The following is a 16,156-nucleotide window of genomic DNA, read 5'->3' on the forward strand; positions in this document are numbered from 1 at the left end:
GATGAGCCGTTCTCTATGAAACGCGATATTCTCGGTATGATCCGGCGAGGCCTGCGCAAACCGCCGCACGTGATTGCAGCGCGGCTTGCGGCGGAACTTTCGGCCGAGAGCGAACGGCTTGTAGCGCCGAGACTGGCCCGCTCCTTTGGCACCCGTGCATTGCTGCGTACGCTTGGGGGCAGTTCCATCGATCAGGTGTGGCATGATCTGGCCGGCCGTCCTTTCCCGCTGCCGCAAAAGGTGTCCTGGCCGGAAGTGGTGCCGGAAGACGAGCGCCGCGAAATTTTGGACCGAGCCGAGAAGGCTCTGGTGCGGCGTGTGGCGCTGCTTGGTTCCGGTGAAGTGGAGCTTGGCCGTCCCATCGACTGGCATGCCGATTTCAAGACCGGTCATCGCTGGCCGCCGGCCTTTCACCGTTCCATCGACTATAACAATCCAGAACGGCCCAGTGATGTGAAGGTACCGTGGGAACTTTCGCGCCTGCAATGGCTGATGCCGGCGGGGCAAGCTTATCTACTTACCGGTGAAGAGCGCTATGCCGAAGCTGTGCGCTCAGTGTTGGAGGAGTGGATCGAGGCCAATCCTTATGCCACGAGTGTGAACTGGGCCTGCACCATGGAGGCCGCGCTGCGCATTCTGGTATGGACGTGGTTTTTCCACGTTTTCAAAGGCAGCCGGGCTTGGGGCGATGAAGAGTTTCGTAGCCGGTTTCTCGCCAGCCTTTACCTGCATGGCCGCTTCACGGAACGGCATCTGGAAAAATCCGATGTCAACGGCAATCACTATACCGCCGACGCGGCAGGGTTGGTGTTTGCCGGTTTGTTCTTCGGCCAAGGCCAGGACCCGCACCGCTGGCTCGATCTGGGATGGCGTATCCTATGTGACGAATTGCCGAAACAGGTGACAGCGGACGGTGTCGATTATGAGGCCTCGGTGCCGTATCACCGGCTGGTTGCCGAGTTGTTTCTCCTGCCAGCGCATTACCGCATGCTGGCCGGACATGATGTGACGCCCGCTTATCGCGAGCGTGTGGTTGCCATGGGCCGTTTCACCGCCGCCTATACCCGGGAGGCGGGAACGGTGCCGCTGCTGGGCGATGCCGATGACGCGCGCGCCCTTCCGCTGGGAACTCAGCCAATCAACGATCACCGGTATCTTGTGGGGCTGATCGGTGAGATTTTCGCCGACGATAGTTTGCGCGCCCGCACCGGCGGGCCGATGGGCGAGGTGCGCTGGCTGCTCGGACCGCAAGCTGCGGAACGTTTGGAGGCGTATCCTACGGTAACGCGCAGCTCCGAGGCTTTTCCCGAGGGCGGTATCTACCTTATGGCCAATCCACGCGATCATGTGTTTGTGGATTGTGGGCCGATCGGGCTCGCGGGCCGCGGCGGCCACGGCCACAATGATTGCCTTTCTTTCGAAGCTGTGTTGGACGGGGTGCATCTCGTCTCCGATGCCGGCGCTTATCTCTATACAGCCTCATATGAAGAGCGGAACCGCTTCCGCGCGACGGCCAGCCACAATACGCCGCAGATAGACGCAGAAGAGATCAATCGCTTCATCCGTCCGGATTATCTCTGGAACCTTCACTATGACGCAGTGCCTGAAGTGCGGCTGTGGCAACCGGGTGACGCCAGCGACAAGCTGGTGGCGAGCCATTCAGGCTATCAGCGTCTTACCCATCCAGTGCGTCCGGTGCGCAATTACACGCTGGATCATGCCGCCCATAGTCTGACCATCGAAGATAGTTTCGAAGGGGAGGCCGCTGCGGACCACCTGGTGGAGATCCCTTTGTTGCTGGCACCCGGCGTTGCGGTGGAGATTATCGGTGCAGGGGATGTGTTGCTGCACGCAGCCGGACACGATTTTCGTCTTACTTGGCAAGATCCGCAGCAGTGGACGTTGAGCCTGGGGGAAGGGCGTGTCTCGCCTTCTTACGGTCTTGCGGTGCCGGCCGTGCGGCTGCTCTGGCGTCGCCAGGGACCGCTTTGCCCCTTGAGCATGACCCTGGCACCGGTGGGGTAGGAGATGAAACTGCCATCACCCACCAAACTTCTGCACAGCCTCGACCGAGAGGCGATGATGACCGTTGCCGCCCGCTTCGCTGTCATGCTCGCAGGTATTGTCACCAGTATCGTTACGGCGCGGCTTCTAGGACCGGAGGGGCGCGGACTCTATTTCTATGCCGTCACCCTGGCTGGCTTTGTTACCCAGTTCGGTAATCTCGGATTTCCTTCAGCCAACACTTACATCGTGGCGCGCGAGCGTGACAAATTGAGGGCGTTGACGATCAACAGTCTTTGGCTGTCCGGTCTCGTTTTTGCGGCTGGGGCGGGAATCCTTGTGTCCGTTGCGGGGCAATTGGATGTTCCGATTGCCGTGTTGCTGCTCGCCGCTGCGCTGGGCGCCTCAAATTTGCTGTTCATGCTCATGAGCAACCTGTTGGTTGGTCTGCAGCGCATCGCGCAGTTCAATATTTTCCAGATCGGTTACAATCTGCTGGTTCTGGTTGCTATTCTGTGTGTGGCACTGATGTTTGAGACGGTGGCCGCGTTCCTGACCGGCTCTCTGATCGCTACAGTGATTGCAGCGTTGTTGGCTTTTGCGGTGCTCGCCCGCGGCTTCGACTTGCAGTTGCATTTTGACGTCAGTGTACTAAGGCCTGCCGTGCGCTATTCTTTGCGCGCCTTTATCGTCACGTTGTTGGGCTTTATAGTTTTGCGCGGGAATGTGCTGATTCTCGGGCATTTCGCCGACGGCGATGAGCTGGGCTACTACTCAGTAGCGGCGCAATTAGCCGATGTGGTAGCTATTTTGCCCATTTCCTTCGCGTTGGTGGTTTTTCCCCGCTTGGTACGCCAAGATGTGGGCCGTTACGAGGCAACCTGGCGCCAAGCAAAGCTGGTAGCTGTGATCATGCTGTTGGTTTGTGGCATTGCAGCGCTTCTCGCCTCGCTTTTCGTTCGCATCGCCTTTGGCGAGGCCTTCATGCCCGCAGTCCCTATTTTTTACGTGATGCTGCCGGGTATGTTCTTTTTGGGGATGAGCACCATGCTCGCCCAGTTTTTGGGGGCAGTGGGACTGCCTAAGAAAATCATTGCTGTTTGGCTAGTTACGACGCTATGCCTGTTTGCGGTTGCCGGTTTGCTGGTGCCAACACACCAGGGAATTGGTGCGGCCGCTGCCCTTTCAGTATCTTATACAATCCTTTTCCTGTTGATGAGTTATGCAGTTGTGAGGCAGGCGCGCCAAGAACGTAAAAAATCTTCGTCGCAGACATTCGACGATTTACCGGAGATATTGAGTTGAATTACGCGCTGGTCGCCTATCCCCTTTCTCGCGATTATCGCCAGAAGTTGGAAAGCACACTTGGTTATGTGCCGCAATATCTGACGGTTGCCGAGCTGCGACGCGAACCTCTGGGGCAGTTGCTGCGGCGTTTGCGCAAGCTCAACGCTCGGTGCCTGGTGATGCCGCTGGAGGATGTGAACAGCAGGGCACTTTTGCCCATTCTGTGCGGCTTGGCGGCAATCAGCAATGCAAAGCACCTGGAGATCGTGCAACCGGACCTCAGTCGCAAGCCGCTATCACGGATGAGCGCGCTTGGTTCTCTCGTGCAGGGCGCTTTTGCCTCTATTAGCGGTTTCACCGCCGCCTTCCGCTGCAACCGTGAACTCGACAAGCTGCTGTCCGAATCTCGGCAGCAAGCTGCAAAAGGTGAAGGTGAGGTTCTCTACCTCAAGACCAATCTCTGGTTTGGAGTTAAAGCTGGCGGTTCCGTCGGTCATGTGGCCGGTGTGGTCAATGCGTTGGTACGGCGTGGGCGGAAAGTGAGATTTCTTTCCGCTGAGCCGCCAGTCATGGTCGATAGCAGTGTTGAATTTCAGCCCATTGCGCCGCCAGCCGTCTATGGGTTGCCAAGTGAGCTCAACCTCTATCGCTTTCAGCGGATATTTCAAAGTCAGGCTCTTGAGATCGTGAAGGGGCGTAAGATCGCCATGATCTACCAGCGCTTGTCGCTGGCCAATTATGCCGGGGTAGCGCTCTCGCGATTGCTCCGCGTTCCTCTGGTGATCGAATATAATGGTTCGGAGGCCTGGGTGCAGAAGAACTGGGGGCGGCCGCTGCGCTATCATAATCTGGCGGTGAAGGCGGAGGACGCATGCTTGCGCCATGCTCATGCTGTGGTAACGATCTCTGATGTTCTGCGTGACGAGCTGATTGAGCGCGGCGTCGCGCCGGAGCGCATCGCCACCTATCCCAACTGTATCGAGCCGGCTGTATTCGATCCAGCGCGCTTCTCCTCGGTGGAGAAGGACGAAATTCGGCGCAGCTATGGCATCGATCCGCAGGCGCTTGTGGTCACCTTCATTGGCACGTTCGGTCAATGGCACGGGGTGGAGGTGCTCGCTAAGGCCATTCGGCAACTTGTGAATGAATCTGCCGAACTGCTCGAGCGCAAAAAGGTACACTTTATGCTCATCGGGGATGGGCTGAAATTCTCACAGGTGCAAGAGGAGCTCGCGGGGGAAAAGTATCAGGCCTTCGTGACACTGACAGGTCTTATCCCTCAAGATCAGGCGCCATCCCACCTTTTTGCTTCTGATATTTTGGTTTCTCCGCATATACCGAATGAAGACGGCAGCCGGTTTTTTGGATCGCCGACCAAGCTTTTTGAGTATATGGCGATGGAGAAGCCAATCATCGCCTCCGATCTCGATCAGATTGGCGAGGTGCTTCGCGGCAGTCCGCATATATCGCGTTTGAAGGTGGGGGACAGTTTACCACGTGAAGCCATGGCTATTCTGACTCAACCTGGGAGTGTGGCGGAGCTTGCCGATAGCATTCGTTATCTGCTGGATAATCCGCAACAACATTCAATGCTGGGTATTGCAGCTCGAAAAGAAGCATTGTCGCGGTACACATGGGATCGTCATGTGGTGCATATTCTGGAGGTGCTGGAGCGATCAGTCGCGGGGGAAAGGTAAAATGGTATCGCACGCTGTTATGCAGAATGGGTGGTATCGCTTTGTGCCATTGCTGGCATTTTTAGCAGTTTATACGATCACCTGTCTTACGGGCGCTATTTTTTTTCTGCTGGACGTTGAGGCATTCGTTCTCCTTTACGAATATTTCTCCGGGGCGGCTGTGCCCGTTCTAGGTGGGTACGAGCGATTTGTGGCCATCTGTTTGCTGGTTGCCGCTCCCTGCTTCATGGCCGCCGGATATACATTTACGACGTCTCATCTGGTTTGCCGAATTTTTCCAAGCGCTGGCACAGAGGTGCAACCTGGAAAGTATATGCAAACCGGTGTCGCGCTGTTGTTTCTGGTTAGCGCTTCGATCACTGTTTGGTCTTTACTGAAGAGCGGCGCGTTCAATGAGCTTGCGGCCTGGACGGATTACGCTGCCTATGTCGGTGCCCGGTGGAAGCTCTTCCGGGAATTGGGGTATTTCGAGTTCGTCAATATCTATCTAGCCCTGCCCGTCATCGCGGCATGGCTTGCGTTGATTGTGCCGTTCAGGGGGCGCGCACGCTTCGCTGCTGTACTCGTGATCGGGCTGGTTGTTGTGCTGCTTACCTTCTTTTTGTTTCAAAAAAAGTCGATCATTGTTTCGGTCATTATTTTCGGTGGGGCCTTGTTGCTTGATGCGTCTGCATTGTTTGGAAGAGAGTGGGTCAAGCGTGCCGGATTGGGGATCGTCATTCTTACAATTGCCTATTTTCTGGCAGTTATTGTGCCCGTTATGTCTGACGGTTCTCGTACAGCCGAACAATCTTCCGAAGTGGCGGGGGGAGATTTTGGTGTACAATCAGCTGCGCCTACCGGGACATCGCAACCAGAAGTGAAGGGTGAGATGTCCGGGGAGGCATCCCAAGACTCGGAAGCGAGAATTGGAAAGCCTGGCACACTAACTGAAGAGGAGATCCAGCACCGCCGAAACTATATCGCAGACAGGATGGCGCTGCATGAATCACGCGCGAAGCAAATTTGGCTTTATACGCTCATGGCGCCGCTCACGCGCACATCCGCATCCGCCTTGTTTTATCCGGTAGTTTTCCCGGACGAACATCCTTATTACGGTATCGATTTAGGGCAGGATATTCTGGGTTTCGGGCATATGCCCGACGACACGATCGTCGTTTGGCGTTTTATGAACCCTAATATTTCCGGATCGGCGTCTGCTCCCTACCAATTCGTTCTATACAGCCAAATCGGTTTGATTGGTGCGCTTGCCGGCAGTTTGGTCGTGGGTGCTGCGCTCGGATTTGCGTGGGCCTGGAGCCAAATATCATTTGGGCGGGAAATTCGGGCGCTCGCTGGTTGCGGCGTGGTCTTGTTCGCGATTTATATTGCAATTGACGGTGTACGAAATTCGATTTTTTCAAGTTATGGCATGCTTTGGTACTTGTTGATGATTCTGGCTATATGGGCAGTGAGCAACATAGGGCGTTTATCGTTTTCGCGTTGATGAACCTTTGAATTAAGATTGAACTTGACCTCCCTGAAAAGGACCTGCATGCGCTATCGTTCGAAAAAGTCTAATATATCCAAGCTGCGCTTGTGCTCGTCAGCCAGGCGGAGAGCCAGTGCAGAAGTGGTGCGGGCTTTGTAAAGCTTCAGCGAGATGCAGCACGGACGAAACGGGCACCCGCTGTAGAGGCGCATAGAATTTCATGGGGATGTGAAACAGTGCAGTTCTTGGGAGAAAACATATATGGCCACACCAAGAAAGTGGCACTGTTCAGGCAGGCTATCGACGACGAACGAAGAAGGTTGGGGAGACCTTTGTCGATAATCGATATTGGTTGTGGGAATGGCTATGCCGTGTCCCAGTTCTTACCTTCTGAAGGGGATGAGTATCTCGGCGTTGACATGCATAAAGAGTCGATTCAATGGGCTAAGGATCATTACGAGCACAAAAACATCAGATTCGAGTGTTGCCAGAGTGAAGATCTGAAGCCCGATCGCCTTTATGATGTGGTCGTTTTTTCAGATGTTCTCGAGCATGTTAAAGAACCGGCCATACTGCTGGAAAAATCCCGCGATCTTATTCGTAGCGATGGGCTGCTTCTAATATCTATTCCGAACGGGCACGGGCCTTTTGAGCTCGAGAGCGCTTTTGCGAAAACACTTGTAGGTCGGTGGGTGCTTGCAGCTGTGGATTTTATTGCAGCGCTGCTTGATAAGACGGTTTTGAAAGGGGTGTGGACCCGGGAGATCGAAAAGGATCCCCCCAATCTTCCGTACAACATTGACGCCGGGCACATTCAGTTTTTCCGTTTGTCGGACATTTCCGCGATGCTTGACCGCAACGGATTTGCTGTCCATTCGGTACAGAATCTGAGCTTCTTATCCGGGCCTTATTCAAGTTACATTTTCGCACCATTTAAGGCGATGGTGAGGTGGAACGTGAAAGTGGCCAGTCGTTTGCCATTTAAATTCGCCTCGGCCTGGGTGCTTTTGGCAAGAAAGAAAGCGGATCGGGATGGAATGGGATGCTGACATACGGCGCATTTCAGAAAGTATACGAAGAGGCATTGTCTAGCTTAATTCGTCATCTAACTCCTGAGATGCAGGTTGAAATCTCTCGTCATTGTGCCTCCTGGCACCCGAAGGTTTTCGACTTCAACGAGTATCTAAGTCGATCGGGTATTAGAGCTTATTACGCATATAAAGCGCTGATCGAGAGCGGGGGAGGGGACAGTGTCTGCGATATCGGGGGGTTTGTTGGCGTTTTCCCGGTGACGTTGGCTAAGCTTGGCATGAAGGCCTTCATGACTGAAGCGCTGAAATATTACGGTTCCGCCTTCACACCATTGTTTGAGGAAATCGGCAAGAGTGGTGTTGAAGTGATCGATTACGATCCCTTTGAGGCTCCATTCGACGGGGATAAAAAGTTCGACTTCATTACCTGCATGGCGGTGCTTGAACATTATCCTCATTCTCCATTGCCGGCGCTGCGAAGACTGACGGGCATGGTGTCTGAAAGTGGTCGCCTCTATTTTGAAGTGCCAAATATCTGCTACTGGCCGAAACGAGTGGATATGCTGTTCGGCAAGAGCCCGCTGCCGAACATTAACGAAGTAATTTCCTCCGATGTGCCCTTTGTCGGGCATCACAGAGAATATAGCCAAGCAGATTTGCGTGCTCTGATGGAGGCAGCTGACTTGGAAATTATTTCTGAACGCGCCTACAACTACAGTCAGCCGCCAGACAGCCGGCCGCGTTGGCGGAAACTGGCAGGAGCCGTCCGGTATCCAGGGCGAACGTTCTTTAGCACTATGCAAAATGTAATGTCCCGCACAGTTCCCAGTAGCCGAGAGACAATCTCTTGTACCGTGCGTCCAATAGCCGCGAGTTGATTGTTGGAGGTGCTGTGTGGCGGTGAATATGAATGATCTGATCGGTGGTTCTTATCAGGAAACCTAATGCGTCAAATATTGCAAAGCCTGAGCACGGGTAAGATTGACCTGATTGATATGCCTCGCCCCTCGTTGCAGAAGGGGCAAATGCTTATCGCTACGCGCCGTACGCTGGTGTCCGCGGGCACCGAACGGATGCTTGTAGAGTTCGGACGCGGCGGGCTCCTGGCTAAGGCGCGCCAGCAACCGGACAAAGTGCGCGAGGTTCTGGACAAGATGCGCGCCGATGGTCTGCTCACCACGCTGGATGCGGTGCGTAGCAAGCTCGATCAACCATTGGCCCTGGGCTATTGCAGTGCCGGAGTTGTGTTGGATGTTGGGGAAGGTGTAACCGGCTTCAGGCCGGGAGACAGGGTTGCCTCAAACGGAGCACATGCGGAGCTGGTTTCCGTAGGTCAAAATCTTGCGGCGCGCATTCCTGAAAATGTGGATGACGACGCGGCCGCCTTTACCGTGCTCGGCGCAATTGCATTGCAAGGGGTTCGCCTTGCCGCGCCCACACTCGGAGAGTGCGTGGTGGTCACGGGGCTTGGTTTGATCGGGCTTATGGCGGTGCAACTTCTCAGGGCGCAGGGCTGCCGTGTGCTAGGCATCGATCCGGATCCGGCCAAGGTGGCCTTGGCCGAACGGTTTGGCGCGGAAACCGTTTGCCTATCGCGCGGGGAAGACTCATTGGCGCGTGCAGAAAGTTTCTCGCGTGGACGCGGAGTTGATGCGGTGCTTATAACCGCTTCGACCAAAAGCAATGAGCCGGTGCATCAAGGCGCGCAAATGTGCCGCAAGCGCGGGCGTATCGTGCTGGTGGGTGTGACGGGGCTAGAACTCTCCCGCGCTGATTTTTATGAGAAAGAACTTAGCTTCCAGGTTTCCTGCTCCTATGGGCCGGGCCGCTATGATCCGGTCTATGAAGAGAAGGGACAGGACTATCCGGTTGGCTTCGTGCGCTGGACGGAACAACGCAATTTCGAGGCGGTGCTGGATATGATGGCATCGGGGATGCTGGATGTCGCGCCCCTTATTTCTCATCATTTCGCTCTCGAGCAAGCAGCTGCAGCTTACGAACTTCTCGTGAGCGATGAGCCGAAACTCGGCATCGTTATAGATTACCCCAAACAGGCAGATGAAAGCCCGGCCATTGTGCCTCTTCTCGATGCGGGCCGAGAGAGAAGTGGTGAGGTTGCTTCTGTCCAAGGCGAGCCTGTGGTTAGTTTCATCGGCGCGGGAAATTATGCCGGCCGTGTGCTCATTCCCGCTTTCGCCAGGGCCGGGGCAAAGTTCGGAGCTCTCGCCAGCAGTGGCGGCGCCTCGTCGGTGTATCACGGGCGCAAGTTCGGGTTTGCTCGCGCGGCAACGGATGTTGAGGCCGTGCTGGCCGATGAGGCGGCTGACGCCGTGGTGATCGCTACCCGGCATGATAGCCATGCCGATCTGGTTTGCAGGGCGCTCAGCCAGGGCAAGCATGTATTCGTGGAAAAACCGTTGGCCCTTACCTATGCAGAACTTGAGACTATAGAAGCGGCAAGGGGACAAGCAGCCGCGAAGGGCGCTGCGCCTTTGCTGATGGTAGGCTTCAATCGCCGCTTTGCGCCACAGGTGGAAAAGATGCGCGAGCAGCTTCACGGCATTGATGCACCCAAGTCTTTTGTTGTTACGGTCAACGCCGGTGCGATCCCGCCTGAGCATTGGACGCAGGACCCGGCAAGAGGGGGAGGCCGTATCATTGGCGAAGCGTGCCATTTCGTCGATCTTATGCGGGCACTTGCGGGCGCCCCGATTACGAGTGTTGCTGCCAGCGCCTTGCCGCGTCAGGAGAAGGTGCCGCCTGACACGGTGAGTTTTACTCTGGGCTTTGCAGATGGCTCCATCGGCACCGTGCATTACTTTGCCAATGGTCATAGGGCCTTTCCCAAGGAACGTGTGGAAGTTTTCTGCGGTGGCCGAGTGCTGGTGCTGGACAATTTCCGACGTCTTGCGGGATTTGGCTGGCCAGGGTTCCGCAAGCACCGCCTGTGGCGTCAGGACAAAGGGCAAGAAGCGACAGCGCGTGCCTTTTTACAGGGAGTGCGTGCAGGCAAAGCGCCCGTACCTTTCGAGGAGGTGATGGAGATCAGCCGCGTAACCCTGGATGTGGCCGCTGTGGCAAGCGGGCGTAAGCAAGGATAAGCGCAAAGAACATGAGCTCGCCCAGACTTTATGCCGAGACTTTGCGACACCTGAAGGCGCAGCAGATATTAGGGCGCCTTTGGGTTCGACTTTATCGGCCGAGGCCGGACGCGCGTCCAGCGCCGTCACTGCGGCGCAGGCCGGGAAACTGGGCCGCCGGGCCGAAGCGGGCGACCTGCTTGACTGGGCCCGCGGATGCCTACTTTCTCAACCAAAAGGCCGATATCTCCAGTCCTGGCATTTGGGAAGATCCGGAGAAGCCGAAGCTGTGGCTCTACAACCTGCATTATTTCGATGATCTGGTTGCTGAACATGCAGATGCGCGGTTTGACTGGCATCGGGTACTGACCGACCGCTGGATTGTAGAAAACAAGCCCGGCCATGGCACCGGTTGGGAACCCTATCCCACGTCTTTGCGTATCGTGAACTGGGTTAAGTGGTGCTTGACGCAAGGTCAATGCGATGACGGATTGTTGCACAGCCTTGCAATTCAAACGCGTTATCTGAGCAAGCGATTAGAATACCACATTCTTGGAAACCATCTACTTGCGAATGCCAAGGCATTGGTGTTCGCGGGCGCTTTTTTCGATGGTAAGGAGGCCGATGCTTGGCTGGCCAAGGGAGGGAAGATTCTCGCTCGGGAGATTGAGGCTCAAGTTCTGGCCGATGGTGGGCATTTTGAGCTTAGCCCTATGTACCATCTCATTGTGCTGGAAGACTTGCTCGACTGCTACAATCTTTGTCAGACATATGCCTTGCCTTTGCTGCTGGGTCTGGAGGCTGCAATCGAGCGGATGCTAGTATGGAGCCGCACCTTGCGCCATCCTGATGGCGAAATTCCTTTTTTCAATGACGCGGCTTTTGGAATTGCGCCGCGCCCGGCGGAGCTTGACGCTTATGCGGAGCGGCTTGGTTTTCGCATGCCGAATGAAATAGCAGAGCCTGTAGTCCACCTATGTGCGTCGGGCTATGCTCGCCTGCAGGCCGGCGAAGCGGTACTCTTGACGGATATGGCGCCAGTCGGCCCCGATTATCTTCCCGGCCATGCGCATGCCGACACGCTGAGTTTTGAGCTTTCTCTGGCGGGGCAACGCGTTGTGGTCAATGGCGGCACGTCGGTCTATGGCACAGGACCAGAACGTCATCGTCAGCGTGGCACATCGGCGCATAGTACCCTGGTTATGGATGATTGCGATTCCTCCGAGGTTTGGGGCGGCTTTCGCGTTGCCCGGCGCGCGCGCATCCTTAACGTAATGACGGCTGAGACGGATGGCGCTGCCGTTGCGTGCGCGTCGCATGATGGGTATCGGCGTTTGCCTGGGCGGCCAATACATAAACGCACATGGCGGCTATCACCCGGCGGGCTTGAGGTTGAAGACGAGGTGAGAGGCAACGGCAGACACAAACTGGAGCTTATGTTTCATCTGCATCCGGATGTGGACGTGCACGAGGAGCAAGGCATGATGCGCTTGTGCCTGCCCGGTTCTGACACCGTGATCAAGGTTCTGCCCCCGGCGGAAACGCAAGCGAGCACTATTGAGAGCACTTGGCAGCCGGAATTTGGTTTGGCCATTCCCAGCCGGTCGCTGCGTTCCTCTGCCATTGCCAATCTACCGGTGCGGCTGGTGACACGCTTACATTGGCAGGGAGTGTAGGCGGTATGCGGATTCTTATACTTTCTTTCTATTATCCGCCGGATCTTAGTGCCGGCTCTTTCCGCACAGGCGCTTTGGTGGAAGCGCTTGCGGCACGTTTGGGCCCGCAGGATTCTTTGCATATCATTACGACCATGCCTAACCGTTATGCGAGCTATAAATCCGACACGCCTGCTTACGAGGAACATGGCAATATACGGATCGACCGCATTGAGCTGCCGACGCACAAGAGCGGTTTCCGCGATCAGGCGCTTGCATTCGTCCGTTTCGCACGCGAGGTATTGCGCCGTACGCGTGGGCTTGATGCCGACATCGTGTTCGCCACGTCGTCGCGGCTGATGACAGCAACATTGGGCGCTGTGGTTGCCCGGCGGCTGGGTGCGCGGTTGCATCTCGACATTCGCGATCTGTTCACCGATACGTTAACCGATATCCTGAAGGGACCTGCGCGCCTGCTGGTACCCGTTTTTGTGATCCTCGAGCGCTGGACTTTGAGGCAAGCATGTGCCATCAGCATTGTCTCGCCGGGCTTCGAGGCGCATGTAGGCGAGATATGCCCGAATCTGGAACTCAGCTTGCGGACCAATGGTATCGATCAGGAGTTTCTCGGTTTCGATTACAACCATGCCGGAAATGAGCCGCCAGTTATTCTTTATGCGGGTAATATCGGTGAAGGGCAGGGATTGGAGCGCTTGGTACCGGCAGCCGCCCGGGAGCTTGTTGGTCGCTATCGTTTCCGCATTATTGGGGACGGTGGTCGTCGCCAGGCACTCCAAACGGCTTTGGCAGCGGCAGAAGCGGAGGCAGGAAAGGCGCTGGACGTGGAACTGCTGCCGCCCTTAGACAGGAAAGCGCTTCTGGAACATTACGCAAGGGCAGATATTCTGTTGCTGCATCTTAATGATTATCCGGCCTTTCGGCGGGTGCTGCCCTCGAAACTATTCGAGTACGGTGCTACCGGCAAGCCGCTTCTGGCAGGTGTTGGCGGTGTGGCAGCGGATTTTGTTAAGGCACACCTGCCTAATGCAGCGATTTTTGCGCCTTGTGATGTGGAAGATCTGATGAGGGCGCTCGAAAGGTTTCCTCTTGAGATGACTGAATCTAGAGAGTTTATAGCGTGCTTTAGCCGGGACGGTATCATGGAAAGGTTGGCCGAGGATATTCTTGCGCTCGGTCAATTAAGGTCTTGTGAGTGTCCTGATAGTGTTGGGGCCATGGCAAGCGGGCAGAAAGTAAAAAAGGAAACGCCATGGATCAGTTGAGGCAGATGCTGCTACATAACTATCGAGCTGGCCAGGGGCAGATCAGCAGCGCCTCGGTTTACAGCGATGTTTGCGCATTCTGGCCGTACTATGAGCGCAATTACCGCACCCTTCTGCCGTCACGTGACGCGGCGGTGCTCGAGGTGGGAACCGGGCATGGCGGCTTGCTGGCATGGCTTCGCAGTCAAGGTATAGAGAATATCGAGGGCGTAGATGCCAGCCCGGGGGATGTAGAGTATGCCAATACTCATTTGGGTGAAGGCGTCGTAAAACATGGTGACGCGGTCGAATTTCTGAATCGCTCTGAGAAAAAATATGACCTGATCATCACCAAGGCCGTTTTGGAGCATATTCCAAAACATGAGCTCTATGAGTTCGTTTCTGCTATGTGCGCAGCGCTCACGCCGAAAGGCCGTCTCATTATCGATGTTCCAAATATGGATTGGGTCTCGGCTTCACATGAGCGTTACATGGACCTTACACATGAGATAGGATTCACCAAACAATCCCTTGAGAGCTTGTTGCAAATGTTTTTTGAGGATTTCGAGGTCATTGGTTCACAGCCTGCCTGCTTGACCCGAAGCCAAAAACTGTTTCGGAAACCGGTCATCTATCTCTATCGCAAGTTCCTCTATATTTTAGGGGAAGGCGGTGAGGATATAATGTTTGCAAGCAGGAGCTTGATTGGGAATGCCTCACGCGCAAAATGCCGGTGAGGTAAATGTTTGGCCAACATAGAGACGTCCATGAGAAAGCCAACAGGCAGCGTGCTCATAACCGGCGCGAACGGCTTCGTTGGCCGCCACCTAACGCGGCGTCTCGTTTCCCAGAATATTCCCTTGAAACTGATGGTTCGGGAGGCGGCGCGCCTTCCGGCAGCTTGGCGCAATAATTCGAACATTACAGTTCAGGAGCTGGGCGATCTTGGGGCCTGCGCAGACGGCGAGCTTGCCGATGCATTGGCTGGGGTGGATGCAATTGTTCATCTGGCAGGGATTTCCGCTTCGCGCGGCCTGGACCTGCATGAATACCAGAAGCAGAATGCGGAGGTGACGGAGCGACTCTGCTTACAGGCAGAAAACAGCGGTGTTTCAGCCTTCATTTACATGAGCAGTATTTTTGCCGTTTCCGGCAGCACGCATGCGGGCATAATTAGCGATGAGACTTCGGCAGAGCCGAAAACCGAATACGGGCGTTCGAAACTTGCCGGGGAACTTTACGTGAACAAACTTGCGCGTAAGGGAATATTCTCAGTTTCTCTGCGGCCCCCTCTTGTCATCGCCCCGGATGCCGGGGGAAATTGGAAGCAGTTAATGCGTCTGTCGGCCAGTGGTATACCATTGCCCTTCGCTTCGTTGGATAACCGGCGCACCTATTGCGGGATAGAAACGTTAGTTGACGCAATTATGGTTTTAGTTTTACAGAACTGGCCTGCTTCCAAGTCGGGCAGTTATGCATTGGCTGAAAGAGGGGCGGTGTCATTGGCCGATACCTTACGTCTGTTACGCAGTGGGATGAGCGTTCCAAGGCGATTGTATCATTTCCCCTCGTTCGTCTTCGGCTTGCTGTCCGGTGTACCGGGTCTCGGCGCGCGCCTTCAGTCTTTGGCGGGCGATTGCGAAGTTGATGCCTGTCGCTTTTATGAGACATTTGAGTTTGAGCCAGAAAACGAACTCGCTGATTTGATCTATCGGTGCGGAAAAGAATATGCATATAAGCAAAGGCTCGAAACTGAGGAAATGATGTGAAAAGACTCTTCGACATTCTGGCATCAGCAGCTGGCATTGTCGTGGCCGGGCCATTGCTACTCATATGCATGATCCTCATTCGCCGTGATTCCCCGGGCCCTGCGCTTTTCCGGCAAGTGCGGGTTGGCCGTAATGAAGTGCCATTCGTTCTACTGAAGTTGCGCACCATGTTCTCAGATACGAGAGAGTGCCCCAGTCACGAGGTTTCCTTCTCTGCGGTCACACCGCTTGGCAGAAAGCTTCGGGCCTGGAAAATCGATGAACTGCCGCAGCTTTGGAATGTCTTGAGGGGAGATATGAGCATTGTGGGCCCTCGTCCTTGCCTGCCCTCGCAGACGGAACTGATCGAGGCTCGCCGTGCTCGGGGGGTGAACGAACTGCGCCCAGGCGTTACCGGTATTTCCCAGGTGCAAGGGATTGATATGTCCGACCCCAAGAAGCTGGCGGAGGTCGATGCGCTTTATATTGAACAATCCGGGCTTCTGTGTGATTTGCGCCTCATTCTAGCGACGTTGATAGGCGCCGGTCGTGGTGACCGGGTGCGGAAAAAAGCCTGAGAATGTTGGTTTCACATGCTCCAAATCTTATGACGAGCGAAGGCTCTGTGTTCCAGCTTTCCTAAAGATTTCTATTTTGAAACGGTCACGTCAGTGCGTAGTGGTTGTACGCGTCGCAATGGAACGATGGGAAAGTAGGTTTCAGAACTCACCAATGAAACCAAAGGAATGCGCCCTGCGATGACGGCTTTGCTTTTTGCAACTTAAATTGTCGCGGGCATGCATCGCATTTACTTCCTTTATGGTGAATTAGTAATTTCATGAATCTGATGAGGCAGTCACCCTAAATTGGAAACCTGCGGATGACTGATTCAGAGATAAGTAATGCCGCAGCGCTGAAGGT

General features: G+C 55.2%; 12 protein-coding genes. All 12 read left to right on the forward strand.

Features of this window, described 5'->3' with window-relative positions; all coding sequences use genetic code 11:
* Nucleotides 1–15 precede the first annotated feature (15 nt).
* Nucleotides 16–2,025 carry an alginate lyase family protein gene (locus tag M2A_RS13350; protein WP_045448461.1) on the forward strand — a complete coding sequence of 670 codons (2,010 nt, stop codon included), beginning with the start codon at nucleotides 16–18 and terminating at the stop codon, nucleotides 2,023–2,025.
* Nucleotides 2,026–2,028: 3 nt separating this feature from the next.
* Nucleotides 2,029–3,309, forward strand: a complete 1,281-nt coding sequence (locus M2A_RS13355) for a flippase (RefSeq protein ID WP_045448463.1) — start codon at nucleotides 2,029–2,031, stop codon at nucleotides 3,307–3,309.
* On the forward strand, nucleotides 3,306–4,988 hold the full coding sequence (locus M2A_RS13360; protein ID WP_052379484.1) for a glycosyltransferase family 4 protein: 1,683 nt from the start codon (nucleotides 3,306–3,308) through the stop codon (nucleotides 4,986–4,988). The genes M2A_RS13355 and M2A_RS13360 overlap by 4 nt, the downstream gene beginning before the upstream one ends.
* 1 nt (nucleotide 4,989) lies before the next feature.
* A complete protein-coding gene (locus tag M2A_RS13365; protein WP_045448465.1) occupies nucleotides 4,990–6,474 on the forward strand; it encodes a hypothetical protein in 1,485 nt (494 codons plus the stop codon).
* Between the two features lie 263 nt (nucleotides 6,475–6,737).
* Complete coding sequence (locus tag M2A_RS13370; protein ID WP_280113606.1) at nucleotides 6,738–7,508, forward strand: class I SAM-dependent methyltransferase; 771 nt, start codon at nucleotides 6,738–6,740, stop codon at nucleotides 7,506–7,508.
* Complete coding sequence (locus M2A_RS13375) at nucleotides 7,502–8,368, forward strand: class I SAM-dependent methyltransferase (protein ID WP_045448469.1); 867 nt, start codon at nucleotides 7,502–7,504, stop codon at nucleotides 8,366–8,368. Before M2A_RS13370 ends, M2A_RS13375 begins: the two co-directional genes overlap by 7 nt.
* Nucleotides 8,369–8,434: 66 nt before the next feature.
* Nucleotides 8,435–10,591 carry a bi-domain-containing oxidoreductase gene (locus tag M2A_RS13380; RefSeq protein WP_045448471.1) on the forward strand — a complete coding sequence of 719 codons (2,157 nt, stop codon included), beginning with the start codon at nucleotides 8,435–8,437 and terminating at the stop codon, nucleotides 10,589–10,591.
* Between the two features lie 179 nt (nucleotides 10,592–10,770).
* Entirely contained in the window at nucleotides 10,771–12,246 is a 1,476-nt protein-coding gene (locus M2A_RS13385) for a heparinase II/III family protein (protein ID WP_244444456.1), read from the forward strand.
* 5 nt (nucleotides 12,247–12,251) lie between these two features.
* Nucleotides 12,252–13,508, forward strand: coding sequence for a glycosyltransferase family 4 protein (locus M2A_RS13390; RefSeq protein ID WP_081875628.1), 1,257 nt, complete (start codon nucleotides 12,252–12,254; stop codon nucleotides 13,506–13,508).
* Entirely contained in the window at nucleotides 13,496–14,224 is a 729-nt protein-coding gene (locus tag M2A_RS13395; RefSeq protein ID WP_045448475.1) for a class I SAM-dependent methyltransferase, read from the forward strand. Before M2A_RS13390 ends, M2A_RS13395 begins: the two co-directional genes overlap by 13 nt.
* Nucleotides 14,225–14,254: 30 nt before the next feature.
* Nucleotides 14,255–15,256 carry an NAD-dependent epimerase/dehydratase family protein gene (locus tag M2A_RS13400; RefSeq protein WP_045448477.1) on the forward strand — a complete coding sequence of 334 codons (1,002 nt, stop codon included), beginning with the start codon at nucleotides 14,255–14,257 and terminating at the stop codon, nucleotides 15,254–15,256.
* The gene (locus tag M2A_RS13405) at nucleotides 15,253–15,813 is read left to right on the forward strand and encodes a sugar transferase (RefSeq protein WP_045448479.1); all 561 of its coding nucleotides are present in this window, start codon (nucleotides 15,253–15,255) and stop codon (nucleotides 15,811–15,813) included. Before M2A_RS13400 ends, M2A_RS13405 begins: the two co-directional genes overlap by 4 nt.
* Nucleotides 15,814–16,156 lie beyond the last annotated feature (343 nt).

The organism is Tepidicaulis marinus (assembly GCF_000739695.1).
GTDB classification, from domain to species: Bacteria; Pseudomonadota; Alphaproteobacteria; order Parvibaculales; family Parvibaculaceae; genus Tepidicaulis; species Tepidicaulis marinus.

Coding starts and splice junctions, on each gene's coding strand:
- M2A_RS13395 (WP_045448475.1), top strand. CDS start 13,496: ATGGATCAGTTGAGGCAGATGCTGCTACATAACTATCGAGCTGGCCAG.
- M2A_RS13400 (WP_045448477.1), top strand. CDS start 14,255: ATGAGAAAGCCAACAGGCAGCGTGCTCATAACCGGCGCGAACGGCTTC.
- M2A_RS13380 (WP_045448471.1), top strand. CDS start 8,435: ATGCGTCAAATATTGCAAAGCCTGAGCACGGGTAAGATTGACCTGATT.
- M2A_RS13390 (WP_081875628.1), top strand. CDS start 12,252: ATGCGGATTCTTATACTTTCTTTCTATTATCCGCCGGATCTTAGTGCC.
- M2A_RS13375 (WP_045448469.1), top strand. CDS start 7,502: ATGCTGACATACGGCGCATTTCAGAAAGTATACGAAGAGGCATTGTCT.
- M2A_RS13355 (WP_045448463.1), top strand. CDS start 2,029: ATGAAACTGCCATCACCCACCAAACTTCTGCACAGCCTCGACCGAGAG.
- M2A_RS13365 (WP_045448465.1), top strand. CDS start 4,990: ATGGTATCGCACGCTGTTATGCAGAATGGGTGGTATCGCTTTGTGCCA.
- M2A_RS13350 (WP_045448461.1), top strand. CDS start 16: ATGAAACGCGATATTCTCGGTATGATCCGGCGAGGCCTGCGCAAACCG.